Origin of the sequence: Trinickia fusca, from assembly GCF_003628145.1 — a bacterium.
GTDB lineage: Bacteria > Pseudomonadota > Gammaproteobacteria > Burkholderiales > Burkholderiaceae > Trinickia > Trinickia fusca.
The window spans coordinates 1-22,611 of sequence record NZ_RBZV01000015.1; the positions used below are offsets into that span (position 1 = coordinate 1).

The 22,611-nt window shown below is 64.6% G+C and carries 21 protein-coding genes; 14 read left to right on the forward strand and 7 right to left on the reverse strand.

The window, feature by feature from the left end:
* Positions 1-465: 465 nt before the first annotated feature.
* The gene (locus tag D7S89_RS23620) at positions 466-1,242 is read right to left on the reverse strand and encodes an enoyl-CoA hydratase (protein ID WP_121281305.1); all 777 of its coding nucleotides are present in this window, start codon (positions 1,240-1,242) and stop codon (positions 466-468) included.
* Between the two features lie 143 nt (positions 1,243-1,385).
* On the opposite strand from D7S89_RS23620, the gene paaN reads away from it, so the two are divergent.
* From paaN to paaK, 5 genes are all read left to right on the forward strand, one after another.
* The gene (paaN, locus tag D7S89_RS23625) at positions 1,386-3,095 is read left to right on the forward strand and encodes a phenylacetic acid degradation protein PaaN (RefSeq protein ID WP_121281306.1); all 1,710 of its coding nucleotides are present in this window, start codon (positions 1,386-1,388) and stop codon (positions 3,093-3,095) included.
* A gap of 94 nt (positions 3,096-3,189) precedes the next feature.
* On the forward strand, positions 3,190-4,392 hold the full coding sequence (pcaF, locus tag D7S89_RS23630) for a 3-oxoadipyl-CoA thiolase (RefSeq protein WP_121281307.1): 1,203 nt from the start codon (positions 3,190-3,192) through the stop codon (positions 4,390-4,392).
* A 72-nt stretch (positions 4,393-4,464) separates the two neighbouring features.
* Positions 4,465-5,256, forward strand: a complete 792-nt coding sequence (gene paaG, locus D7S89_RS23635) for a 2-(1,2-epoxy-1,2-dihydrophenyl)acetyl-CoA isomerase PaaG (RefSeq protein WP_121281308.1) — start codon at positions 4,465-4,467, stop codon at positions 5,254-5,256.
* A 2-nt stretch (positions 5,257-5,258) separates the two neighbouring features.
* Entirely contained in the window at positions 5,259-5,720 is a 462-nt protein-coding gene (gene paaI / locus D7S89_RS23640) for a hydroxyphenylacetyl-CoA thioesterase PaaI (protein ID WP_121281309.1), read from the forward strand.
* Positions 5,721-5,847: 127 nt separating this feature from the next.
* Complete coding sequence (gene paaK / locus D7S89_RS23645; protein WP_121281416.1) at positions 5,848-7,152, forward strand: phenylacetate--CoA ligase PaaK; 1,305 nt, start codon at positions 5,848-5,850, stop codon at positions 7,150-7,152.
* Between the two features lie 35 nt (positions 7,153-7,187).
* On the opposite strand, the gene mltA is transcribed toward paaK, so the two are convergent.
* Both mltA and apaG read right to left on the reverse strand, forming a co-directional pair.
* Positions 7,188-8,414, reverse strand: coding sequence for a murein transglycosylase A (gene mltA, locus D7S89_RS23650; protein WP_121281417.1), 1,227 nt, complete (start codon positions 8,412-8,414; stop codon positions 7,188-7,190).
* Between the two features lie 92 nt (positions 8,415-8,506).
* The gene (gene apaG / locus D7S89_RS23655) at positions 8,507-8,881 is read right to left on the reverse strand and encodes a Co2+/Mg2+ efflux protein ApaG (protein WP_121281310.1); all 375 of its coding nucleotides are present in this window, start codon (positions 8,879-8,881) and stop codon (positions 8,507-8,509) included.
* A 206-nt stretch (positions 8,882-9,087) separates the two neighbouring features.
* On the opposite strand from apaG, the gene rpe reads away from it, so the two are divergent.
* The 8 genes from rpe to D7S89_RS23695 all read left to right on the forward strand — a co-directional run bounded on the left by rpe (position 9,088) and on the right by D7S89_RS23695 (position 16,310).
* Positions 9,088-9,774 (forward strand): ribulose-phosphate 3-epimerase, encoded by a 687-nt coding sequence (rpe, locus tag D7S89_RS23660; RefSeq protein WP_121281311.1) that lies wholly within the window; start codon positions 9,088-9,090, stop codon positions 9,772-9,774.
* Between the two features lie 4 nt (positions 9,775-9,778).
* On the forward strand, positions 9,779-10,531 hold the full coding sequence (locus D7S89_RS23665) for a phosphoglycolate phosphatase (RefSeq protein WP_121281312.1): 753 nt from the start codon (positions 9,779-9,781) through the stop codon (positions 10,529-10,531).
* Positions 10,532-10,827: 296 nt separating this feature from the next.
* Positions 10,828-12,321 carry an anthranilate synthase component I gene (gene trpE / locus D7S89_RS23670; protein ID WP_121281418.1) on the forward strand — a complete coding sequence of 498 codons (1,494 nt, stop codon included), beginning with the start codon at positions 10,828-10,830 and terminating at the stop codon, positions 12,319-12,321.
* A 15-nt stretch (positions 12,322-12,336) separates the two neighbouring features.
* Positions 12,337-12,933, forward strand: coding sequence for an aminodeoxychorismate/anthranilate synthase component II (locus D7S89_RS23675; protein WP_121281313.1), 597 nt, complete (start codon positions 12,337-12,339; stop codon positions 12,931-12,933).
* 53 nt (positions 12,934-12,986) lie between these two features.
* Positions 12,987-14,018, forward strand: a complete 1,032-nt coding sequence (gene trpD, locus D7S89_RS23680) for an anthranilate phosphoribosyltransferase (RefSeq protein WP_121281419.1) — start codon at positions 12,987-12,989, stop codon at positions 14,016-14,018.
* A gap of 29 nt (positions 14,019-14,047) precedes the next feature.
* Positions 14,048-14,833 (forward strand): indole-3-glycerol phosphate synthase TrpC, encoded by a 786-nt coding sequence (trpC, locus tag D7S89_RS23685; protein ID WP_121281314.1) that lies wholly within the window; start codon positions 14,048-14,050, stop codon positions 14,831-14,833.
* A 74-nt stretch (positions 14,834-14,907) separates the two neighbouring features.
* Positions 14,908-15,534 (forward strand): CYTH domain-containing protein, encoded by a 627-nt coding sequence (locus tag D7S89_RS23690; protein WP_121281315.1) that lies wholly within the window; start codon positions 14,908-14,910, stop codon positions 15,532-15,534.
* Entirely contained in the window at positions 15,531-16,310 is a 780-nt protein-coding gene (locus D7S89_RS23695; RefSeq protein ID WP_121281316.1) for a uracil-DNA glycosylase, read from the forward strand. The genes D7S89_RS23690 and D7S89_RS23695 overlap by 4 nt, the downstream gene beginning before the upstream one ends.
* Before the next feature lie 94 nt (positions 16,311-16,404).
* Here D7S89_RS23695 and D7S89_RS23700 read toward each other — a convergent pair whose 3' ends face one another.
* The 4 genes from D7S89_RS23700 to D7S89_RS23715 form a co-directional block, all read right to left on the reverse strand.
* Entirely contained in the window at positions 16,405-17,001 is a 597-nt protein-coding gene (locus tag D7S89_RS23700; RefSeq protein ID WP_121281317.1) for an FMN-dependent NADH-azoreductase, read from the reverse strand.
* Between the two features lie 233 nt (positions 17,002-17,234).
* Positions 17,235-19,043 (reverse strand): M61 family metallopeptidase, encoded by a 1,809-nt coding sequence (locus D7S89_RS23705; RefSeq protein ID WP_121281318.1) that lies wholly within the window; start codon positions 19,041-19,043, stop codon positions 17,235-17,237.
* A gap of 111 nt (positions 19,044-19,154) precedes the next feature.
* Positions 19,155-19,883, reverse strand: coding sequence for a DsbC family protein (locus D7S89_RS23710; protein WP_121281319.1), 729 nt, complete (start codon positions 19,881-19,883; stop codon positions 19,155-19,157).
* Between the two features lie 93 nt (positions 19,884-19,976).
* Positions 19,977-21,149: a UbiH/UbiF family hydroxylase gene (locus D7S89_RS23715; protein ID WP_121281320.1), complete on the reverse strand. Its 1,173-nt coding sequence runs from the start codon at positions 21,147-21,149 to the stop codon at positions 19,977-19,979.
* A 308-nt stretch (positions 21,150-21,457) separates the two neighbouring features.
* Here D7S89_RS23715 and ychF point away from each other — a divergent pair, with 308 nt between their 5' ends.
* Complete coding sequence (ychF, locus tag D7S89_RS23720; RefSeq protein WP_121281321.1) at positions 21,458-22,552, forward strand: redox-regulated ATPase YchF; 1,095 nt, start codon at positions 21,458-21,460, stop codon at positions 22,550-22,552.
* Positions 22,553-22,611: the final 59 nt, after the last annotated feature.

The window sequence follows — 22,611 nt, forward strand, 5'->3', positions numbered from 1 at the left end:
CGCTCACTCAACGTACTGACAGTTCATATTCATCTCTCGACGAACAAAACCTTCCTCAATACTGTGTGAGACTTGATACTTTCGCTATTTGTCAGACCCGAAGATCCAACTGCGTCCGCCACCAAGTACCCACACTTATCGGCTGTTAATTTTTAAAGATCGTTCGCTCAACCCGCAGCGCAACTTACATCCCGTCGCGCTACCGTCTTGCGTCGCTGCGTCAGCAGCAGAGAAACGAGATTATGCAGACTTCGTTTTCATTCGTCAACTGTTTTTTTCGCTTCGCTTCGTTTTACTTCACTCAGCGTTCAAAACCAGTCTTCGATCAAACGTGCCGCGCACTACCACTTCAACACCTGCGCAGCCCTGCTCCCACTTCCCTTTCCGCTGCACACTTGGCTGCGGAAAGGGCGTGACTTTACGCCCCTTCCTCGACCTGTGCAAGCGAAATTTGAAGAAATTGTGTCAGCGGTGCTTGAACGCTGGTTTGCGCTTCTCCAGGAACGCCGCCATCCCCTCCTTCTGATCTTCCGTAGCAAACAGGGAATGGAACAGGCGGCGCTCGAAATGGATCCCCTCGGCCAGCGTCGTCTCGTAGGCGCGGTTCACCGACTCCTTCACCATCAGCACGGCAGGCAGCGGGAACTCAGCGATCGTCGCGGCGGCCGACATAGCCTCCTCGACCAGCGACGCGGCGGGAACCACGCGCGACACGAGCCCCGAGCGCTCAGCCTCGGCCGCGTCCATGAAGCGAGCCGTCAGGCACATGTCCATTGCCTTGGCCTTCGACACCGCCCGCGGCAGACGCTGCGTGCCACCCGCACCCGGCATCACGCCCAGTTTGATTTCAGGCTGGCCGAACTTCGCCGTATCGGCGGCAATGACGATGTCGCACATCATCGCAAGCTCGCAACCACCACCCAGCGCAAACCCTGCCACCGCAGCGATGATCGGCTTGCGGATCGAGCGCACCGTCTCCCAGTTACGGGTGATGTACTCGCCCATATACACATCCATATAGGTATAGGTCGCCATCATCCCGATGTCCGCGCCCGCCGCGAAGGCCTTCTCGCTACCCGTGATGACGATCGCGCCGACACCGTCGTCTGCATCGAACGCCTTGAGCGCCGCGCCGAGTTCATCCATCAGCGCATCGTTGAGCGCATTCAGCGCCTTCGGCCGGTTAAGTGTGACCAAACCGACCCGGCCACGCGTCTCAACCAGAATGTTTTCGTACACCATGCATCCTCCTATTCTTTAATGTCGATGAAGCGCGAAAACGCTTCGCGCTCGCGCGCGAACAATGCTAACATTCCCCAACCAACCGGTCGGTTTATTAATGATCGTCCGGCTTCCTCCAACACAAGGCCTGCCCTGCCTCCGCCATGACACATCCTCTTTTTGCGAAGCACGAAGACACGCTGAACAAAGCCCTCGCCGCCATTGCAACGCGCGGCTACTGGAGTCCTTTCGTGGAAATGCCGAGCCCCAAAGTGTACGGGGAAACCGGCAACGCGGACGGAGAAGCTGCGTTCAAAGCTCACACGAATCACACGTTCGAGCTCGACCAGCCGAGCACCGGCGAGACAGTAGGCGCCGAGTTGTCGCCGTACGGCTTCGCGCTCGGGACACGTTACCCCAAAGCCGACGTCGATACGCTGATCGCAGCCGCCGCTACGGCGCAGCGCAGCTGGCGCGCGGCCGGTCCGCAAGCATGGATCGGCGTGAGCCTCGAAATTCTGCAGCGCCTGAACCGCGCGAGCTTCGAAATCGCTTATAGCGTCATGCATACGACCGGCCAGGCATTCATGATGGCCTTCCAGGCCGGTGCCCCCCATGCGCAGGACCGCGCCCTCGAGGCTGTCGCCTATGCCTGGAACGAATTGCGCCGCGTGCCGGCCGACGCCCACTGGGAAAAGCCCCAGGGCAAGAACCCGCCGCTCGCCATGCACAAGCGCTATACGATCGCGCCGCGCGGCATCGGGCTCGTGCTCGGCTGCTGCACGTTCCCGACGTGGAACGGCTACCCAGGCCTTTTCGCCGATCTGGCAACGGGCAACGCCGTCATCGTCAAGCCGCACCCGGGCGCGATTCTGCCGCTCGCCATCACCGTGCGTATCGCACGTGACGTGCTGCGCGAAGCTGGCTTCGACCCGAACGTCGTCACGCTGCTCGCAACCGATCCAAACGATGGCCCGCTCGTTCAAGACCTCGCGCTGCGCCCCGAAATCAAGCTGATCGACTTCACCGGCAGCACGCAAAACGGCACGTGGCTCGAGCGCAATGCCCATCAGGCTCACGTGTTCACGGAGAAAGCCGGCGTCAATCAGATCGTCATCGATTCCGTCGACGACCTCAAAGCGGCGGCCCGCAACATTGCGTTCTCGCTGGCGCTGTACTCGGGCCAGATGTGCACGGCCCCGCAAAACATCTATGTGCCGCGCACGGGTATTCGAACCGCCGACGGCCAAATGAGCTTCGATGAGGTCGCGCAAGCGCTTGCCACCGCCGTGCAAAAGCTGTGCGGCGACCCGGCCCGCGCGGTCGAACTGCTCGGCGCGATCCAGAACGATGGCGTGGCCAAACGCATCGACGAAGCCCGCTCGCTTGGCCGCGTGCTCGTCGACAGCAGCTCGCTCGAGCACCCGGCATTCTCCGGCGCGCGCGTACGCACGCCGCTGCTGCTGCAACTCGACGCCGCCACTGACCTCGCCAAATTCAGCGGCGAATGGTTCGGCCCGATCTCGTTCGTGATCGCCACGGACTCGACCGAACAGTCGCTCGAACTGGCCGGCTCGCTCGCCGCGGAGCACGGCGCGCTGACGCTCTCGGTCTACAGCATGGACGAAGGCATCATCGAAGCCGCACACGAAGCATCGATCCGCGGCGGCGTCGCGCTCTCGATCAACCTGACTGGCGGCGTGTTCGTCAATCAATCCGCGGCGTTCTCGGACTTCCACGGAACCGGCGCCAACCCGGCTGCCAACGCGGCGCTCACCGATGCGGCGTTCATCGCCAACCGGTTCCGCGTCGTGCAAAGCCGCATCCATGTTGCGCCGCAAGCCGTGCCCGCGGAAGCTGGCCAGCCGGCATAGGCCGTTTGGCCGAATGGAGTGCCGCCCCTTCACTCTCTAAGATGATCCGAAAGACCCTGCCCTTTCGCAGGGTCGCCGTTCGCAGGACTTTCCGATGACCGATGCATTTATCTGCGATGCGATTCGCACCCCGTTCGGCCGCTACGGCGGCGTCCTCAAAGACGTCCGCCCCGACGATCTGGCAGCGGTGCCGATCAAGGCACTCGTTGAACGCAACCCTGGCGTCGATTGGCGCGCGCTCGACGACATCATCTACGGTTGCGCCAATCAAGCCGGCGAAGACAATCGCAACGTCGCGCGCATGGCAGCCCTGCTCGCAGGTCTGCCGACCGATGCGCCGGGCTCGACGGTGAACCGGCTGTGCGGCTCCGGTATGGATGCCGTCGGGTCGGCCGCTCGCGCGATCAAGGCGGGAGAAGCCCGCCTGATGATCGCTGGCGGCGTGGAGAGCATGACGCGCGCGCCCTTCGTCATGGGCAAGGCAGCAAGCGCCTTCGCGCGTCAGGCCGAGATCCACGATACGACCATCGGCTGGCGCTTCGTCAACAAGCGGCTCAAGCAGCAGTACGGTATCGACTCGATGCCCGAGACGGCTGAAAACGTGGCAGAGCAGTTTTCGGTGAGCCGTGACGATCAGGACGCGTTTGCGCTGCGCAGCCAGCAGAAGGCGTTGCGCGCACAGCAAGACGGGACGCTGGCGGCCGAAATCGTCGGCGTCGACATCCCCCAGAAGAAAGGCGACGCGATCCATGTGACGCTCGACGAGCATCCACGCGAAACGTCGCTCGAAGCGCTCGCCAAGCTCAAGGGTGTCGTGCGCCCCGACGGCAGCGTGACGGCCGGCAACGCATCGGGCGTCAACGACGGCGCTTGCGCACTCCTGCTCGCCAATGAAGAAGCCGCCGCGCAATATGGCTTGCGCCGTCGTGCACGCGTGATCGGCATGGCAACGGCCGGCGTGGAGCCGCGCATCATGGGTATCGGGCCGGCGCCCGCTACGCAGAAACTGCTGCAGCGACTGGGCATGTCGCTCGATCAATTCGACGTGATCGAGCTCAATGAGGCGTTTGCTTCGCAGGGCCTCGCGGTGCTACGTCAACTGGGCCTGCGCGACGACGATCCGCGCGTCAACCCGAATGGCGGTGCAATCGCGCTGGGGCACCCGCTCGGTGCGTCGGGCGCTCGCCTGATTACGACGGCCCTTTATCAACTGGAACGAATCGGCGGCCGGTACGCGCTGTGCACGATGTGCATCGGCGTCGGCCAAGGCATTGCGCTCGCCATCGAGCGCGTCTAAACATCCGATCCGATCGACGGTGCGCGCCACCCGCGCGCCCGTCACGGCGGGAAGCGACGGAGGAGACAGTGAATGGCTTATGAAGCGATCCGCATCGATATCGACGCGTCGACCCACGTTGCCACGGTAACGTTGAACCGGCCCGACAAGCTCAACAGCTTCACGCGCGCGATGCACAGGGAACTGAGTGCCGCACTCGACGAAGCGACGTCGGCCGGCGCGCGGGCATTGGTGTTGACGGGTGCCGGCCGGGGCTTCTGCGCCGGCCAGGACCTCGCGGACCTCGATTTCACGCCGGGCGCGATGACGGACCTCGGCACCCTGATCGACGAGCACTTCAACCCGCTCGTGCGCAAGCTGCAAGCGATGCCGCTGCCCGTGATCGCGGCCGTCAACGGCATCGCGGCCGGAGCCGGCGCGAACCTCGCCCTCGCTTGCGACATCACGATCGCCGCGCGCTCGAGCAACTTCATCCAAGCGTTCGTCAAGATCGGCCTCGTGCCCGATTCGGGCGGCACGGCATGCTTGCCGCAACGCATCGGCATGGCACGCGCGCTGGGGCTCGCCATCACCGGCGACAAGCTCTCGGCCGAGCAAGCCGAACGTTGGGGGCTGATCTGGCAAGTCGTCGACGATGCCGAGCTGCTCCCCGCGGCCACCAGGCTCGCCACACAACTGGCGCAACAACCGACACGCGCGATCGCCGCGATCAAGCAAGCGATGCGTGCCAGCACGACGAACACGCTCGACCAGCAACTCGACCTCGAGCGTGACCTGCAGCGCGAACTCGGCATGTCCCACGATTACGCCGAAGGCGTCGCCGCATTCATGGAAAAGCGCGCGCCTCGCTTCGAGGGACGCTGAAGATGTCGACGGATACGCATCACGCGGGCGCCGGCATGGCGCCCGAAGATCTCGCCAAAGCGGTCGGCGCGACGATGTACGAAGCTGACGCGTGCAGCCGCGCGCTCGGCTTCGAATTGCTCGAAGTGCGCCCCGGCTACGCACGCATGAGCATGACCGTACGCCCGGACTTTCTGAACGGCCACCAGATCTGCCACGGCGGCCTCATCTTCACGCTCGCGGATTCGACGTTCGCATTCGCGTGCAATTCGTACAACATCAATACCGTCGCCTCGGGCTGCTCGATCGAATTCCTGCGTCCCGTCCACGGTGGCGACGTGCTGACCGCCGAGGCCATTGAGCAGACGCTAAGCGGCCGCACCGGCATTTACGACATTCGCGTGACCAATCGCGCCGGCCAAACCGTCGCGATGTTTCGCGGCAAATCCGCGCACATCAAAGGCACCGTCATTCCCGCTGCCTGACACAAAAACAAGAAAACAAGAAGACGCTGTACCGCCGCGACGCGCTGCGAAGTGCGAGGTGCGAGCCCGCGCTCGCCCGTTGCAAGCCGTTTTTCTTATTTCTTTGTAGATGATGAAGGAGACGCTGATGAAGACCGCGCTGCCGCTCGAGCCGATCGAGACCGCTAGCCGCGATGAACTCGCCGCTGTCCAGCTCGAGCGATTGAAATGGTCGCTCAAGCACGCCTACGAGAACTCGCCCGTCTATCGGCGCAAATTTGACGAAGCGGGGGTCCATCCCGACGACCTCAAGACGTTGGCCGATCTATCGCGTTTCCCGTTCACGACGAAGCACGATCTGCGCGACAACTATCCGTTCGGCATGTTCGCCGTGCCGCAAGAGCGCATTTCGCGGATTCACGCTTCGTCGGGCACGACCGGCAAGCCGACCGTCGTCGGCTACACGGCGCGCGACATCGACACGTGGGCCAACCTGGTCGCGCGCTCGATCCGGGCCGCGGGAGCACGGCCCGGCGACAAGGTGCACGTGAGCTACGGCTACGGCCTGTTCACAGGCGGCCTCGGTGCCCATTACGGCGCCGAGCGCGCGGGTCTCACGGTGATCCCGTTCGGCGGCGGGCAAACCGAAAAGCAAGTGCAGCTGATCCAGGATTTCAAGCCCGACATCATCATGGTCACGCCGAGCTACATGCTCGCCATCGCGGACGAACTCGAACGGCAAGGCGTCGCCCCCGCAACGAGCTCGCTGCGCATCGGCATCTTCGGGGCCGAGCCGTGGACCAACGACATGCGCGCGGCGATCGAACAACGGATGGGCATCGATGCAGTCGACATCTATGGACTGTCCGAAGTCATGGGCCCGGGCGTCGCGTCGGAATGCGTGGAGACGAAGGACGGCCCCACGATCTGGGAAGACCACTTCTACCCCGAGATCATCGACCCCGAGACCGGCGAAGTGCTCCCCGACGGCGAATTCGGCGAACTCGTGTTCACCTCGCTCACGAAGGAAGCGCTGCCCATCATCCGCTATCGCACGCGTGATCTGACACGTTTGTTGCCCGGCACCACGCGCACGATGCGGCGCATGGAGAAAATCACCGGCCGCTCGGACGACATGATGATCGTGCGCGGCGTCAACGTCTTCCCGACGCAAATCGAGGAGCTGCTGCTCAAGCAGCATGCGCTCGCGCCGCACTATCAGATCGTGCTGACGAAGGAAGGACCGCTCGACGTGTTCACACTCAACGTCGAGCCGTGCCCCGACACACGCGCCGATGTCGCGACGCTCGATTCAGCCAAGGCGGCACTCGCCTATGACATCAAGGCGTTGATCGGCATCACGGCGATCGTCAATGTGCTCGACGTGAACGGCATCGAGCGTTCGGTCGGCAAGGCGCGCCGCGTGATCGACAAGCGCAGGACGGGCACCTGAGCAGGCCTCAGAACAACAGGCCTCGGAACGTCAGCTCAGGAATTGGGCAGCAACAGCCACATGCGGCCGGCCTGCTTCGTCTTGCCGGCCAGGTCACCCGCATCGTCGCCGTGCCCCCAGAAGTAGTCTGCACGCACGCCGCCCTTGATCGCGCTACCGGTATCCTGCGCAAAAACGAGCCGATTCATCGGCACGTTCGTCAGTGGACGTGTCGTCTGTAAAAAGACCGGCGTACCGAGCGGAATCGCGCTCGGATCGACCGCGATCGAGCGCTCCGGCGTCAGCGGCACGCCGAGCGCACCGATCGGACCGTCGCCTCCCGCGCCCGCCTGGGCAGACGGCATCTCCTTGAAGAACACGAAACGCGGATTCGTATCGAGCAGCGCGTCGACCCGCGCAGGATTGGCGCGCGCCCACCCTTTGATGCCTTGCATCGTCGCCTGCGCGGGCGTGATCTCCCCATGATCGAGCAGCCAGCGGCCAATCGACTTGTACGGCTGATTGTTCGCCCCGCCGAAACCCACGCGCATCACGCCGCCGTCGTCGAGTTCGATGCGACCGGAACCCTGCACTTGCAGGAAAAATGCCTCGACCGGATCGTCCACCCAGACTAGTTCGTTGCCCTGAAGAATGCCTGCGCGCTCGAGCTGCGCGCGCGCCGGCAACGCGGCACCCGCACGATAGCCGGCCGGCCAGCGGTAGAGCGGATATTGGTAGGCGTCATGCCGCGTGCGCGAGCCGCGCAGAAGCGGCTCGTAGTAGCCTGTAATCAGACCGTCGAGCGAGCCGTCGCCGTTGGCGAATTGAAACGGCGTGAAATACTGCTCGAAGAAGCTGCGCGTCGCACCGACGTCGAGGTCGTCGAGTTGCGCCGCGGCCGCACAAGCGCGTTGCCAGCCGCGCTGCTGCGCGACGCGCAGACAATTCTCGCGCAACGCGGCGGCCGCGCCGATCAGCGAATCGTCGTCCCAGCCCGGCACCTGCTGCCACGCCACAGGCGTGAGCCGCGCGCCAGCCAGTTGCCCGGGAATCGATGCCACGCCGCCAGGCCCGGATGCCACCGGCCGCACCATCGTGCCGCCACCGCAGGCGGCCAGCAACGCCGCAAACACGACGGCCAGCGCGCGGCCGGCCGTTCGCTGATTTATCCGCATACAATGCTCGTTCTCGAAGGAAACCGCCATGTCCAACCTGTTCGACGAATACCCGATGCTCATTTTCGCGCTCGAAGCGCTGGTCGCGCTCGTGCTTCTGATCGTCATCGTCGTATGGACGATGTCGGGCAGAAAGAAGCACGCGCCCAAACCCACGCGCGACGATCGTCAGTCCCGGTAAGCCGCGCCACCCAGCCCTCTCAATGCAGCGTGCGCGGCATTTGCAACGTGAACTCGGGCACCGGTGCCTCGAAACGCTCGCCGTCTTCCGCCACGCAGAAATACTCCCCGCGCATCGTCCCGACCGGCGTCGCGATCACGGCCCAACTCGTGTATTCGAATTGCTCGCCCGGCTGCAGCAGCGGCTGATGGCCGACGACACCTAGCCCTTTGACTTCCTGCACGTGATCATCGCTGTCGGTGATGATCCAATGACGCGCGATCAGTTGGGCCGGCACCTGGCCGGTATTGCGGATCGTCAACGTATAGGCGAACGCGTATTGACGGCGCTCCGGGTCAGACTGATCGGGCAAGTAACGCGTCTGCGCCGACACGCTGAATTGATACTGATTCATCGTGATTCCGTTCTGGTAAGCCTGTCATGGCCGCCCGCCTCGCTGGACGCGGGCGGGCGCATGCCGTTCGGTTTGGCATTCTGCGGGATGCGGCCCCCGCCCGCAACCGCACGGTGTGCCGCAGACCACGCAGCGAGGCACGCAGCATAAGACGGTAAAATGACGTTTTTTCCGCCCGCCGCCAGCTTGCTGGCCATGTCCGCGCCATGACGCAATTCCGTATCGCCCCCAGTATCCTGTCCGCCGACTTCGCCCGCCTTGGCGAAGAGGTCCGCAACGTAGTCGCTGCCGGCGCCGACTGGATTCACTTCGACGTGATGGACAACCATTACGTGCCGAACCTTACGATTGGCCCGCTCGTCTGCGAAGCGATCCGGCCGCACGTGCAAGTGCCGATCGACGTGCATCTGATGGTACGTCCGGTCGACCGCATCGTGCCGGATTTCGCCAAGGCCGGCGCGAACCTGATCAGTTTTCACCCCGAAGCGTCGGACCACATCGACCGTACGCTGACGCTGATCCGCGATCACGGCTGCAAAGCCGGCCTCGTGTTCAATCCCGCCACGCCGCTCAGCTACCTCGATCACGTGATGGACCGCGTCGATCTCGTGCTGATCATGTCGGTGAACCCGGGCTTCGGCGGCCAGTCGTTCATCCCCGAAGCGCTCAACAAGCTGCGCGATGCGCGCGCACGCATCGATGCGTATCGCGACAAGACGGGCCGCGAGATCGCGCTCCAAGTCGATGGCGGCGTGAAGGTCGACAACATCGCGCAGATCGCGGCTGCCGGCGCCGATACGTTCGTCGCGGGCTCGGCGATCTTCGGCAAGCCTGACTATCGCAGCGTCATCGACGAAATGCGCCGCGAGCTCGCGTCGGTCGCGCGCGCGTAACGCCATGACGGCCGCCCCCCACGTATTCGAGGCGCCGCGCTTCGCGCAATTTCGCTTGAAAGCCGCCGTCATCGACCTCGACGGTACGATGGTCGACACGGCCGACGACTTCACGGCAAGCATCAACGGCATGCTTGCGCGACTGGGCGAGCGGCCGGCGACACGCGACGAGGTGATCGGCTATGTCGGCAAGGGCTCGGAGCATCTCGTGCGCAGCGTGCTCGCCGCGCGTTTCTCTTCCGACGAAGCGCAAGCGCACTACGACGAAGCGCTCGCCGCCTACCAAGCCGAATACGCCAGCATCAACGGCCGTCATACGCAGCTCTATCCCGACGTCGAACCGGGCCTTGCGGCCCTGCGCGACGCGGGTCTCGGGCTCGCGTGCGTCACGAACAAGCCGCATCGCTTCGCTTGTGCGCTACTTGAACAGTACGGGCTCGCCCGTTACTTCGCGCTCGTACTCGGTGGCGACAGCCTGCCGCGCAAGAAGCCCGATCCCCAGCCGATGCTGGCCGCCTGCGCTGCGCTCGGTGTCGCGCCGCATGAGGCCGTGGCAATCGGCGACTCGGAGAACGACGCGCTGGCCGGGCGCGCGGCCGGCATGGCGACGCTGACCGTGCCATATGGGTACAACCATGGCAAAGCTATACAAACGATAAATTCGGATGGTATAGTCGGCACGTTGCTCGCAGCCGCCACGTGCATTACACGGCATCATGCGAGTCTCGAAGCAACATTCCAATCGCCGACTACTTAGTCACCTTCATGTTTCTGAACAAAAAACGGAGTCCGAGCAGTATCGACCGGGGAGCTTGGCCCTGGCGTCGCTCGTCGCGCTAACCTCTCACGAGGTGCGCTGGTACACCCTATCCAGCGCCGTTTTTTGATTTCGCCGCGCATTCGCGCCACACTCGCCGCATCGACCGAACCGTCCACCGGATGACGTGACCATTGGGTCGCCCTCCGGGTTCGCGCTCATACGGCTTGCCGCACGCTTCGCTTCGCATTCGTCAGTCGATGGCCAAGCGCGCGACCACACGACAGGATCGGAACATGACCGAACTCGAATTCCAATCCCTCGCCAACGAGGGCTATAACCGCATTCCGTTGATCGCCGAAGCCCTGGCCGACCTCGAAACGCCGCTGTCCCTGTATCTGAAGCTCGCGCAGTCCGAGCGCAACGGCGCCAATTCGTTCCTGCTCGAGTCGGTCGTGGGCGGCGAGCGCTTCGGCCGCTATTCGTTCATCGGCCTGCCGGCGCGCACGCTCGTGCGCACCAAGGATGGCGTAACCGAAGTCGTGCGCGACGGGCAAGTCGTCGAGACGCACGAAGGTGATCCGTTCGATTTCATCGCGCAGTTCCAGGCGCGTTTCAAGGTCGCGCAGCGCGCCGGCCTGCCGCGCTTTTGCGGCGGTCTGGCCGGCTACTTCGGCTACGACGCCGTGCGGTACATCGAGAAAAAGCTCGCCGACACGACGCCGCCCGACGACCTCGAACTGCCCGACATCCAGTTGATCCTGTCGGAAGAAGTCGCCGTCATCGACAATCTCGCCGGCAAGCTCTACCTGATCGTCTATGCCGATCCGGCGGTGCCCGAAGCGCACGCGCGCGCCAAGCAGCGACTGCGTGAACTGCGTCAGCGGTTGCGCACGACGGTGCAGCCGCCCGTGACCTCGCCGAGCGTGCGTACCGAGATCTATCGCGAATTCGCGCGCGACGACTATCTGAACGCGGTGCGCCGCGCAAAGGAATACATCGCAGCAGGCGAGTTCATGCAGATCCAGGTCGGTCAGCGTTTGATCAAACCGTATCGCGACAACCCGCTGTCGCTGTATCGGGCGCTGCGTTCGCTGAACCCGTCGCCGTACATGTACTACTACAACTTCGGCGAATTCCAGGTGGTCGGCGCGTCGCCTGAAATTCTCGTGCGCCAGGAAAAGCGCGGCGAGGATCGCATGGTGACGATCCGTCCGCTCGCCGGCACGCGTCCGCGCGGCAATACGCCCGAGCGCGACGCCGAACTGGCGACCGAGCTGCTGAACGATCCGAAGGAAATCGCCGAGCACGTGATGCTGATCGACCTCGCGCGCAACGATGTGGGCCGTATCGCGCAAACGGGCACGGTCGTCGTGACCGACAAGATGGTCATCGAAAAGTACTCGCACGTGCAGCACATCGTGAGCTCGGTCGAAGGCAAGCTCAAACCCGACATGACGAACTTCGACGTGCTGCGCGCCACCTTCCCGGCCGGCACGCTCTCGGGTGCGCCGAAGGTGCGCGCAATGGAAATCATCGACGAACTCGAGCCCGTCAAACGCGGTCTTTACGGCGGTGCCGTCGGGTACCTGTCGTTCACGGGCGAGATGGATCTGGCCATCGCGATCCGCACGGGACTCATTCATAACGGCAATCTGTATGTGCAGGCAGCGGCGGGCGTGGTCGCCGACTCGGTCCCCGAAGCCGAATGGCAGGAGACCGAAAACAAGGCGCGCGCGGTGCTGCGCGCGGCCGAGCAGGTGCAAGACGGCCTCGACAGCGACTTCTGACCGGAGGATACGACCATGTTGCTGATGATCGACAACTACGATTCGTTCACTTACAACCTCGTTCAGTACTTCGGCGAACTCGGCGAAGACGTGCGCACCTATCGCAACGACGAGATCACGATCGAGCAAATCGCGGCGCTGAACCCCGCGCGCATCTGCCTCTCGCCGGGCCCGAGCAACCCGCAGCATGCCGGCATCACGCTCGACGTGCTGCGCCACTTCGCGGGCAAGACGCCGATTCTGGGCGTATGCCTCGGCCATCAGGCGATCGGCGAAGCGTTCGGCGGACGCACGGTGCGTGCCAAGACGATCATGCACGGCAAGGTGAGCCAGATCGAAACGGACTGCAAAGGCGTATTCGCCGATCTGCCCAAGCATTTCAACGTGACGCGCTATCACTCGCTCGCGATCGAGCGCGATACGCTGCCCGATTGTCTCGAGATCTCCGCCTGGACCGAGGACGGCGAGATCATGGGCGTACGCCACAAGGAATTGCTCGTCGAGGGCGTCCAGTTCCATCCTGAATCGATCCTCTCGGAGTATGGCCACGCGCTGCTCGACAACTTCATCAAAGAAGCTGAGACGACCGCCGGCGCGCAGCGTCGCGTCTGACGCGCTTCGCTGCCTCAGCCGAGATAACCGTGCAGCAAAAAAGGGACGAGATCATGAGCATCACTCCGCAAGAAGCGCTGCAACGCACGATCGAGCATCGCGAGATCTTTCACGACGAAATGCTGCATCTGATGCGGCTCATCATGCGTGGCGACCTTTCGCCCGTGATGACGGCAGCCATCATCACGGGTCTGCGCGTGAAGAAGGAGACGATCGGCGAGATCGCGGCCGCCGCAACGGTCATGCGTGAGTTCGCGAACCATGTCGAGGTCGAAGACGGCGATAACTTCGTCGACATCGTCGGCACGGGCGGCGACGGCTCCCATACGTTCAACATCTCGACCGCTTCGATGTTCGTCGCGGCCGCCGCAGGCGCGAAGGTCGCCAAGCACGGCAATCGCGGCGTGTCGAGCAAGTCGGGCAGCGCGGATGTGCTCGAGGCGCTTGGCGTGAACATCGACCTGCAGCCTGACCAAGTCGCGGCCTCGATTGCCGAGACGGGCATGGGCTTCATGTTCGCGCCCAACCATCATCCGGCGATGAAAAACGTCGCCGCAGTGCGTCGCGAACTCGGCGTGCGCACGATCTTCAACATCCTCGGTCCGCTCACGAATCCGGCCGGCGCGCCCAATCAGTTGATGGGCGTGTTCCACCCGGACCTCGTCGGCATTCAGGTGCGCGTCATGCAACGGCTCGGCGCCAAGCATGTGCTCGTCGTGTACGGCAAGGACGGCATGGATGAGGTGTCGCTCGGCGCGGCTACGCTCGTCGGCGAGCTGCGCGACGGCAAGGTGCACGAGTACGAGATCCATCCCGAAGACTTCGGCTTGCAGATGGTGTCGAACCGCTCGCTGAAGGTGAACGACGCGCTCGAATCGAAGAAGATGTTGCTCGAGGCGCTCGGCAATCAGCCCGGCGTCGCACGCGAGATCGTCACGCTCAACGCGGGCACGGCGCTTTACGCAGCCAATGTCGCCGCCTCGATCGCCGACGGCATCGCGCTCGCACGCGAAGCGATCGCGAGCGGGCGCGCACGCGAGAAAGTCGACGCGCTCGCGCGCTTCACCCAGCAATTCAAGCACTGACCCGCATTCAGCAAAAGGCATCGATCACTATGAGCGACATTCTGGAACGCATCCTTGCGGTCAAACGCGAAGAAGTCCGCGCAGCCCAATCGAGCGTGTCGCTCGACGCGTTGCGCCTCGAAGCGTCGGCGCGCGATCGGCGCGATTTTGTCGGCGCGCTGCGCGCCAAGCATGCGGCCGGCCAGCCTGCCGTCATCGCGGAAGTGAAGAAAGCGAGCCCCTCCAAGGGCGTGCTGCGCGAGCACTTCGTGCCGGCCGAGATCGCACGCTCGTACGCGCGCGGCGGTGCAGCGTGCCTGTCGGTGCTGACCGACGTGCAATTCTTCCAAGGCGGCACCGCTTACCTCGAGCAGGCCCGTGCCGCGTGCGATCTGCCCGTGCTGCGCAAGGACTTCATCGTCGATCCCTATCAGATCGTCGAGGCGCGCGCGATGGGCGCCGATGCGATCCTGCTGATCGCAGCCGCCCTGTCGACGCCGCAGATGCAGGAATTCGAAGCGCTCGCGCATTCGCTGGGGCTTGCCGTGCTCGTCGAAGTGCATGACCGCGCCGAGCTCGACGAAGCGCTGACACTGCAGACGCCGCTGATCGGCATCAACAACCGCAACCTGCGCACGTTCGAGACCTCGCTGCAAACGACGCTCGGCATGCTCGATGCGATCCCGCAGGAGCGCATCGTCGTCACCGAATCGGGCATCCTCACGCGCGCCGACGTCGAGCACATGCGCGAACATGCCGTGCACACGTTTCTGGTCGGCGAGGCGTTCATGCGCGCCGACGATCCGGGCACTGAGCTCGCCGCGATGTTCTTCTGACGCCGCGGGTTGCCGCCATGCAATCTGCGGCAGCCTCGGCGCCCTCCTTCAACGTTTCCCCGCATCACGACCGCATGGGCATCGAACGCGAAATCAAACTGGCACTGCCGTCCGAGCAGGCACACACGGCCATGCACTACTTCGTCGAGCACACCGGCGAGCAAGCGCTCGACGTGCCGCTTGCCAACATCTATTTCGACACGCCCTCGCTCGCGCTGACGCAAGCGAAAGTCGCGCTGCGCCTGCGCAAGGCGCCCGGCGGTTGGTTACAGACGGTAAAGCTGGCCGGCACGGCCGAAGGCGGGCTGCACAGCCGCCATGAATGGGAGACGCCCGTTGCGGGCGAAGCGCTCGAGCTCGACGTGCTGCTCGCCGCCTGCAGCGATGCGCAAGCGGCCGACGTGCTGCGTCGCGCGGCGCCGCAGTTGGTGGCGCTGTTCCGCACCGACTTCACGCGCAAGCTGTGGCGCTTTGCCTATCAAGGCGCCCGAGTCGAAGCGGCGATCGACATCGGCGAGGTGACGGCCGAAGTGGATGGCGTGCTGCGCCGCGCGCCGATCAGCGAGATCGAACTGGAGCTCATGGACGGGGACGAGTCGGCCTTGCACGCGTTGGCCGCTGAATTGTCGGCATGCGTGCCGGGGCTGGCCCCCGACAACACGAACAAAGCGCAGCGCGGCTACCGCCTGCGCACGCAATGACGATGGCGCGCCCTCGCCAATCGGCTGCTAGCCAGGCGTCGCTGTTCGACGCGCCGCTCGCCGATGCGCCGCTCGTCGAATCGCTCGACGCGCAATTCGATGCGTTGCCGCCCGCGTGGCGCGAGCATCTGCGTCCGTTCATCGACAGCGACACGTATGTGCCACTGTGCCGCTTCGTGGACGGTGAGCGCGCGACCGGCAAGACGATCTATCCGGCCGACGTGTTTCGCGCGCTGCGCCTGACCAGCCCCGACGACGTGAAAGTCGTCATCGTCGGACAGGACCCTTACCATGGCGAGGACCGTGGTCATCCACAAGCGCACGGCCTGGCATTTTCGGTGCCGCCGGCGGTGCGGCCGCCGCCCTCGCTGCGCAACATCTTCAAGGAAATCGCCGCAGACCTCGGCCATGCACTGCCGCGCCACGGCTGTCTCGATGCCTGGGCAAAACAAGGCGTGCTACTGCTGAACACCGTGCTGACCGTGGAGCGCGGCAAGGCGGCCAGCCACGCCAAGCAAGGCTGGGAGCGCTGCACCGACACGCTGATTCACGAGCTCGCGCATCGGCACGAGCATCTGGTCTTCATGCTGTGGGGCTCGCACGCGCAGGCCAAGCGCACGCTGCTCGACGCGCGGCCGCACTGCGTGCTCGAGGCGCCGCATCCGTCGCCGCTGTCGGCGCATCGCGGCTTTCTCGGCTGCCGCCACTTCACGCTCGCCAACGAGTACCTCGTCGAGAACGGGCGTACGCCGATCGATTGGCGTCTGCCCGATTGACACCGGCGAGCTCGAGCTCAAATAAAAAAACACACGAGGCGATGCCTCGTGTGTTCCTCTCAGACTACCTACGACGTGACCGCCTGGGATAGCGTCAGGCGGCCGCGATCGCTTCGCGCGCGTTCGCCATGCCGGCGCTCGCCGCGTCCGGGCCCATGTTCAGGCCTTCCGCGAAAATGAAGTTCACGTCGGTGATGCCGATGAAGGCGAGGAACGTCTTCAGGAACGGCGTCTGGGTGTCGTTCGGCGTGCCGGCATGCTTGCCCCCGCGCGCCGAGACCACGAAGGCCTTCTTGCCCTTCACGAGCCCTTCGGGGCCGTTCGCCGTGTAGCGGAACGTGACGCCGGCGCGGGCGACCCAGTCGAAGTACGCCTTCAGCTGCGACGACACACCAAAGTTGTACATCGGTGCGCCGATCACGATCATGTCGGCGGCTTGCAACTCGGCGATCAGCGCGTCGCTGCGCGCGGCGATCGCGGCCTGCTCGGGCGTCCGATCGTCGGCCGGCGTGAAGAACGCGCCGAGCACGGATTCGTCGAGATGCGGCAGCGGATCGGCGAGCAGGTCGCGCACCACGACCTTGGCACCCGGGTTCGCTTGTTGCAGCTTCGTGGTCAGTTCGTTGGAAAGCAGCGTCGAGTTTGCACCTTGCGAACGTGCTGCCGAGTTCAGTTGAAGGATCGTCGTCATGTCTGGCTCCAGGTCAGGTAGCGCATCGGTTGCGCGAGTGAAGCCATTGTCTGGTTTCGGACCTACGGGAAAAAGTAGGCTGCCGACGACGGATTGTTGCAAAGATAGAACAATGGGCGACTTGAAACGTCCGATCGTTGCCCCAGTGAACCGAAAGGGGCACGCCGCCGGGCGGCAGCGTGCCGTGATGGATTCCGCCGCTCGCCCGGCTGGCGGACGAGGGCTGACCTCGATCAGCCGCGCAGCCAGCGCTCGCGCGCCTTGCGCGCCGTGCCGCGCTTGTCGTCGGCAGCGGCGAGCTTGTAGCGCGTCACGTCGGGACCGTCGAGCCGTACGCGCGCCACACGCAGTTCATCGCGACGGAACGCGTGAATTTCGACGGTCGAGCCGGGCAAATAGCGCGACAGCAGCGTGTCGAGGTTCGAGCCCGTCACGCGCAGACCGTCAACGGCGATCAGCACGTCGCCGGCCGAGAGACCCGCCTTCTGCGCCGCGCTGCCGTCGTGCACGGCCGCCAGCGTGCATTCGGCTCCGCCGCGCACGCGCGCACCCAGCGAAGGCTTGTCGCCGTCGCCCCCCGGATTGCCGAGGTCAGGTGAAAGCGTGACGGCGAACGGCGAGAACAACGCCTCGAGCGGCAGATCGCGTGTCCCGTGGACGGCGTCCGTGAACAGCGCCCCGAGCTCGACGCCGGTCGCTTCGGCGATCAGTGCGGGCACATCCGCCTCTTCGACGCCCGTGGCCTTGCCACGATAGAAGTCGCGCCCGTAACGCTGCCACAGCAGGCGCATGACGTCGTCGAGCGACTTGCGTTGGTCGGTACGCGCGCGAATCGCCAAGTCGAACGCCAGCGCGACGAGCGAGCCCTTCTGGTAGTAGCTGACGATCGCATTCGGCGAGTTCTCGTCCTGACGGTAGTACTTGATCCACGCATCGAACGAGCTCTCGGCCACGCTTTGCTTCAGACGCCCGCTGCCGCGCAGCACGCCGCCCACGGTCTTGCCGAGCATGCCGAAATAATCGGCCTCGGTGATCGTCTTGGCACGCACGAGCATCAGATCGTCGTAGTACGACGTGAAGCCCTCGAACAGCCACAGCAGCGACGTATAGTTCTCGCGCGACAGGTCATAGGGAGCGAACGCGGCCGGCTTGATGCGCTTGACGTTCCACGTATGGAAGTACTCGTGGCTGCACAGACCCAGGTACGTGCGATAGCCCTCGGTCATCTGCGGACGGCCGACGACGGGCAGGTCGGTGCGATTGCAGATCAGCGCCGTCGACGCGCGATGCTCAAGGCCGCCGTACCCGTCGCTGACAGCCTGCGTCATGAACACGTAACGATCGACGGGCGCCTTCTTCGTGCGCGGTTCGAACAGCGCGATCTGCGCTTCGCAGATGCGCTTGAGATCTGCGGCCAGCCGATCCATGTCGACCGATACGGTGCGCCCGGCGATGACGATGTCGTGCGGTACACCATGCGCCTTGAACGTCGCGAGCGCGAACTGTCCGAGCGTGACCGGATGGTCGATGAGCTCGTCGTAGTTCTGCGCTTCGTAAAGGCCGAAGCCGTAGCGCTTGGTGCCGCGCGCCTCGCTCAGCGCCGTGGCCACGCGCCAGTCGCGATACGTAGCGCCCGCGGGCTTCTGGATATCGACGACGCACGGAGCGTTCTCGTGACCGAGCGCCGCGAGAAAGACGCTCGAGCCGTTGAAGAAGCCTGTCGTATCGTCCAGATGAGCCGCGCGCACCGAGAGGTCCCACGCATAGACTTCGTAGCGCAACGTCAGCGCCCCACCCTTGACGGGCGCGGCCTGCCAGGTCTGCTTGTCGGCCTTCTCGATGCGCACCTTGCGGCCCGCGTCGTTGAACGCCTTCAGCGTGACGATGTTGCGCGCGAACTCGCGCACCATGTAGCTGCCGGGAATCCATGTCGGCAACGCGAAGCGCTGGCCCTCTGGATCGGGGTCCTGGATCGTCAACGTGACTTCGAACAGATGGGCGGCGGGCTGCTTCGGAACGATGGTGTAGCGAATCGGCTTCATCGGCGGGGTAAGGGAACGGGGGAAGGAATGAGGTTGCGGCGGCGCGGCGCAAAGTCGGCCAGGCGGTGCACGACGTGCACCGCCTACTGTGACTTCGCGCTCACGTACGAATCAATGCACGGCGCTGAGCGCCTTTTCGAGCTCGGTGGCCGACACGGCACCAGGCAGACGGCGGCCGTCGGCCAGGAAGATCGTCGGCGTGCCGGTCACGTTCATGCCGTGACCCAGCGCGAGGTTCTTGTCGAGCACGCTCGTATCGCAGGTGCCCTTCGCCGCGTCCGGCGCATGGCGGTCGAGCATCCATGCTTCCCACGTCTTCGCGCGGTCGGACGAGCACCAGATCGCCTTCGACTTGGCCAGCGAATCCGGCGACAACACCGGATACAGGAACGTGTAGACGGTCACGTTGTCGATGGACTTCAACGTCGATTCGAGCTGCTTGCAGTACGGGCAGTTCGGGTCCGAGAACACGGCCATCTTGCGGCTGCCGTCGCCCTTGACCACCTTGACCGCATCGCCGAGCGGCAGGGTCGCGAAGTCGACCTTGTTCAATTCGGAGAGGCGCGCTTCGGTGAGGTTCGTATGCGTTTTGGTATTGAGCATATCGCCGGCGATCACATAGTCGCCGCTGGCATCGCTGTAGAGGATCTGCGAGCCCAGATTGATCTCGTACAGACCCGCGATCGGGGACTTCGCGATGCCCTTGATCGGCAACTCGGGCAGACGCGCTTGCAGCGTCGTCTTCAGCTTGTCGGTTGCCTGGTCGGCGCGGGCGCTGCAGCCGAGCGTCAACGCGGCCGCAACAGCCGCCGCAGCGGCAAGACGCATGACGGTTTGCATGGTGGGAATCCTTTTGGGCAAATGTGCCGCGCGGCTCCTCGCGCGCGGCACGTGGAAATATGAAGTATGCGGCACGGGCACGCCGGCCGCGCGTCAGCCGAGTGCGGCCGTCACGAGCCAGCGCTTGACGAGCGGCTGCGCGCCGACCAGCGACATGCCGAAGTTGCGCACGCTGCGCGCCAGCGTGCCCGGCACCGAAAACAGACGTTGCAGGCCGTCGGTGGCCAGCATGAGCGCGCCGATATCCTCCCGGCGCGCGCGCTCGTAGCGGCGCAGCAGCACCGGATCGCCGAGATCGCGGAACGGCTCCTTGCGTGCGATCACGTCGGCGAGCGTAGCCACATCGCGCAAGCCCAGGTTCATGCCCTGCCCCGCGAGCGGGTGAATCAGATGCGCGGCATCGCCGATGAGCGCCACGCGCGGTGCGATCAGGCGGTCGACCGTTTGCAACGCAAGCGGGAAGCCGTGCGCGGGCCCTACGCATTCGAGCTCGCCGAGGCGCCCGTGCGTCGTGCGCTCGACGGCCGCCGCGAGCTGCGCCGGCTCGAGCGCGAGCAACTCACGCGCATGCTCGGTTTCAGCCGACCACACGAGCGAAACGTGCCCGTCCGGCAACGGCAGCAGCGCCAGGATCTCGCCGTCCTTGAACCACTGATAGGCGGTCTCGCCGTGCGGCCGGGCCGCCTTGAAATTGGCGACGACTCCTGTCTGACGATAATCGCGGCGTTTCACCTGCGCTTCTGTCTGCGCGCGCACCCAGGAATGCGCGCCGTCCGCGCCGACGACGAGATCCGCTTCGAGCACTTGCCCGCTCGTCAGCGCCACGTGGGCCACATCGGGCTTCACGTCGAGGCCTTGTGCACGGGCGTCGAACCACGTCACCTGCGGCGAGAAACGCAGCGCCGCATCGAGCGCATGCTCGATCAACGACGACTCGACGATCCACGCGAGCTGCGGAACCGTGGCCTGGAAGGCGGAAAAATGGAGTTCGGCTTCGGCATCGCCGTACACGCGCATGTCGTAGACAGGCGAGAGACGGTCGTGATCGAGCGCTTGCCAGACGCGCAAACGCTCGAGCAGCGCTTGCGAACTGGCCGAGAGCGCGTAGATACGCGCGTCGAAGGGCACGTCGGCCGGGCGCGGCGCGGCAGGCTGCGCGATCAGGGCGACGCGCTGGCCGGCTTGGGCGAGCGCAAGCGCTGCACTCTTGCCGACGAGCCCGCCGCCGACAATGGCGACATGAAACGTCAGATGGTTGGCGGTCATGAACGGAATTATAGCCGCGCGGCACCTGCGCTCCGGGCTCGCCAGCCGGGGCTGCGGCAAAGCGCGGCAGCGATTGCGCCCATGTCGGCCTCGTCCGCGCGCCGGCGCGGCCTTCGGGGGAGCGCGAACGCGTTACAATGCCCGTTTTTGAGCCTGAGCCGGCACGAACTCGTCGAGCGCGAGCCCCGATTCGCCCGTCCGGTCAGCGTTCGGATTCTTCCTGCGGCTGTTCCTCGCGTCGCGAGCGCGCATCCTGCGCCCTGCCGGTTTGCGCGGCAGCCGTGAGCCACTGATTCAAAAGGTTTCCCATGAGCCTCAAATGCGGCATCGTCGGCTTGCCCAACGTCGGCAAGTCCACCCTCTTTAACGCGTTGACGAAGGCAGGCATCGCCGCCGAAAACTACCCGTTCTGCACGATCGAGCCGAACGTCGGCGTCGTCGAAGTGCCCGATGCGCGTCTGAAGGCGCTCTCGACCATCGTGAAGCCTGAGCGCGTCGTGCCGGCCGTCGTCGAGTTCGTCGACATCGCCGGGCTCGTAGCAGGTGCGAGCAAGGGCGAAGGCCTCGGCAACCAGTTCCTCGCCAACATCCGCGAAACCGACGCCATCACGCACGTCGTGCGCTGCTTCGAAGACGAGAACGTGATTCACGTTGCCGGCAAGGTCGACCCGATCTCCGACATCGAGGTCATCAACACCGAACTCGCGCTGGCCGACCTCGGCACGGTCGAGAAGTCGCTCGCGCGCTATGCGAAGGCGGCCAAGTCGGGCAACGACAAGGAAGCCATCAAGCTCGTCGCCGTGCTCGAGAAAGTACGCGCGCAGCTCGATGCAGCCAAGGCCGTGCGCGGGCTCGACCTGTCCGACGACGAGCAGGCGCTCATCAAGCCGCTGTGCCTGATCACGGCCAAGCCGACGATGTACGTCGCGAACGTGAAGGACGACGGTTTCGAGAACAATCCGTACCTCGATGCCGTGCGCAAGCACGCCGAGGCCGAGAAGGCGCCCGTCGTGGCCGTCTGCGCGGCCATCGAAGCCGAGATCGCCGATCTGGCCGACGAGGACAAGGAAGTGTTCCTCGCCGACATGGGCATGGACGAACCCGGCCTGAACCGCGTGATCCGCGCGGGCTTCAAGCTGCTCGGCTTGCAGACGTACTTCACGGCCGGCGTGAAGGAAGTGCGCGCGTGGACGATCCACATCGGCGACACGGCGCCGCAAGCCGCCGGCGTGATCCACACCGATTTCGAACGCGGCTTCATCCGCGCGCAGACGATCTCGTTCGACGACTTCGTGACCTTCAAGGGCGAGCAAGGCGCCAAGGAAGCCGGCAAGATGCGCGCCGAAGGCAAGGAGTACGTCGTGCACGATGGCGACGTGATGAACTTCCTGTTCAACGTCTGAGCCCGGCCTCGCCGGCTCGGGCAAGCGCCTGCTCGTTCAGGACCACGACCTCAACCTTC

What these genes read in the sequence shown, in the direction of transcription:
- D7S89_RS23715 (WP_121281320.1), bottom strand. Translation starts at nt 21,149, where the DNA reads ATGACCGCCAACCATCTGACGTTTCATGTCGCCATTGTCGGCGGCGGG.
- trpD (WP_121281419.1), top strand. Translation starts at nt 12,987, where the DNA reads ATGAGCATCACTCCGCAAGAAGCGCTGCAACGCACGATCGAGCATCGC.
- D7S89_RS23665 (WP_121281312.1), top strand. Translation starts at nt 9,779, where the DNA reads ATGACGGCCGCCCCCCACGTATTCGAGGCGCCGCGCTTCGCGCAATTT.
- D7S89_RS23620 (WP_121281305.1), bottom strand. Translation starts at nt 1,242, where the DNA reads ATGGTGTACGAAAACATTCTGGTTGAGACGCGTGGCCGGGTCGGTTTG.
- paaI (WP_121281309.1), top strand. Translation starts at nt 5,259, where the DNA reads ATGTCGACGGATACGCATCACGCGGGCGCCGGCATGGCGCCCGAAGAT.
- D7S89_RS23675 (WP_121281313.1), top strand. Translation starts at nt 12,337, where the DNA reads ATGTTGCTGATGATCGACAACTACGATTCGTTCACTTACAACCTCGTT.
- pcaF (WP_121281307.1), top strand. Translation starts at nt 3,190, where the DNA reads ATGACCGATGCATTTATCTGCGATGCGATTCGCACCCCGTTCGGCCGC.
- D7S89_RS23695 (WP_121281316.1), top strand. Translation starts at nt 15,531, where the DNA reads ATGACGATGGCGCGCCCTCGCCAATCGGCTGCTAGCCAGGCGTCGCTG.
- apaG (WP_121281310.1), bottom strand. Translation starts at nt 8,881, where the DNA reads ATGAATCAGTATCAATTCAGCGTGTCGGCGCAGACGCGTTACTTGCCC.
- D7S89_RS23710 (WP_121281319.1), bottom strand. Translation starts at nt 19,883, where the DNA reads ATGCAAACCGTCATGCGTCTTGCCGCTGCGGCGGCTGTTGCGGCCGCG.
- paaN (WP_121281306.1), top strand. Translation starts at nt 1,386, where the DNA reads ATGACACATCCTCTTTTTGCGAAGCACGAAGACACGCTGAACAAAGCC.
- mltA (WP_121281417.1), bottom strand. Translation starts at nt 8,414, where the DNA reads ATGACGATCAGAAGCACGAGCGCGACCAGCGCTTCGAGCGCGAAAATG.
- paaK (WP_121281416.1), top strand. Translation starts at nt 5,848, where the DNA reads ATGAAGACCGCGCTGCCGCTCGAGCCGATCGAGACCGCTAGCCGCGAT.
- D7S89_RS23690 (WP_121281315.1), top strand. Translation starts at nt 14,908, where the DNA reads ATGGGCATCGAACGCGAAATCAAACTGGCACTGCCGTCCGAGCAGGCA.
- ychF (WP_121281321.1), top strand. Translation starts at nt 21,458, where the DNA reads ATGAGCCTCAAATGCGGCATCGTCGGCTTGCCCAACGTCGGCAAGTCC.
- rpe (WP_121281311.1), top strand. Translation starts at nt 9,088, where the DNA reads ATGACGCAATTCCGTATCGCCCCCAGTATCCTGTCCGCCGACTTCGCC.
- paaG (WP_121281308.1), top strand. Translation starts at nt 4,465, where the DNA reads ATGGCTTATGAAGCGATCCGCATCGATATCGACGCGTCGACCCACGTT.
- D7S89_RS23700 (WP_121281317.1), bottom strand. Translation starts at nt 17,001, where the DNA reads ATGACGACGATCCTTCAACTGAACTCGGCAGCACGTTCGCAAGGTGCA.
- trpE (WP_121281418.1), top strand. Translation starts at nt 10,828, where the DNA reads ATGACCGAACTCGAATTCCAATCCCTCGCCAACGAGGGCTATAACCGC.
- trpC (WP_121281314.1), top strand. Translation starts at nt 14,048, where the DNA reads ATGAGCGACATTCTGGAACGCATCCTTGCGGTCAAACGCGAAGAAGTC.
- D7S89_RS23705 (WP_121281318.1), bottom strand. Translation starts at nt 19,043, where the DNA reads ATGAAGCCGATTCGCTACACCATCGTTCCGAAGCAGCCCGCCGCCCAT.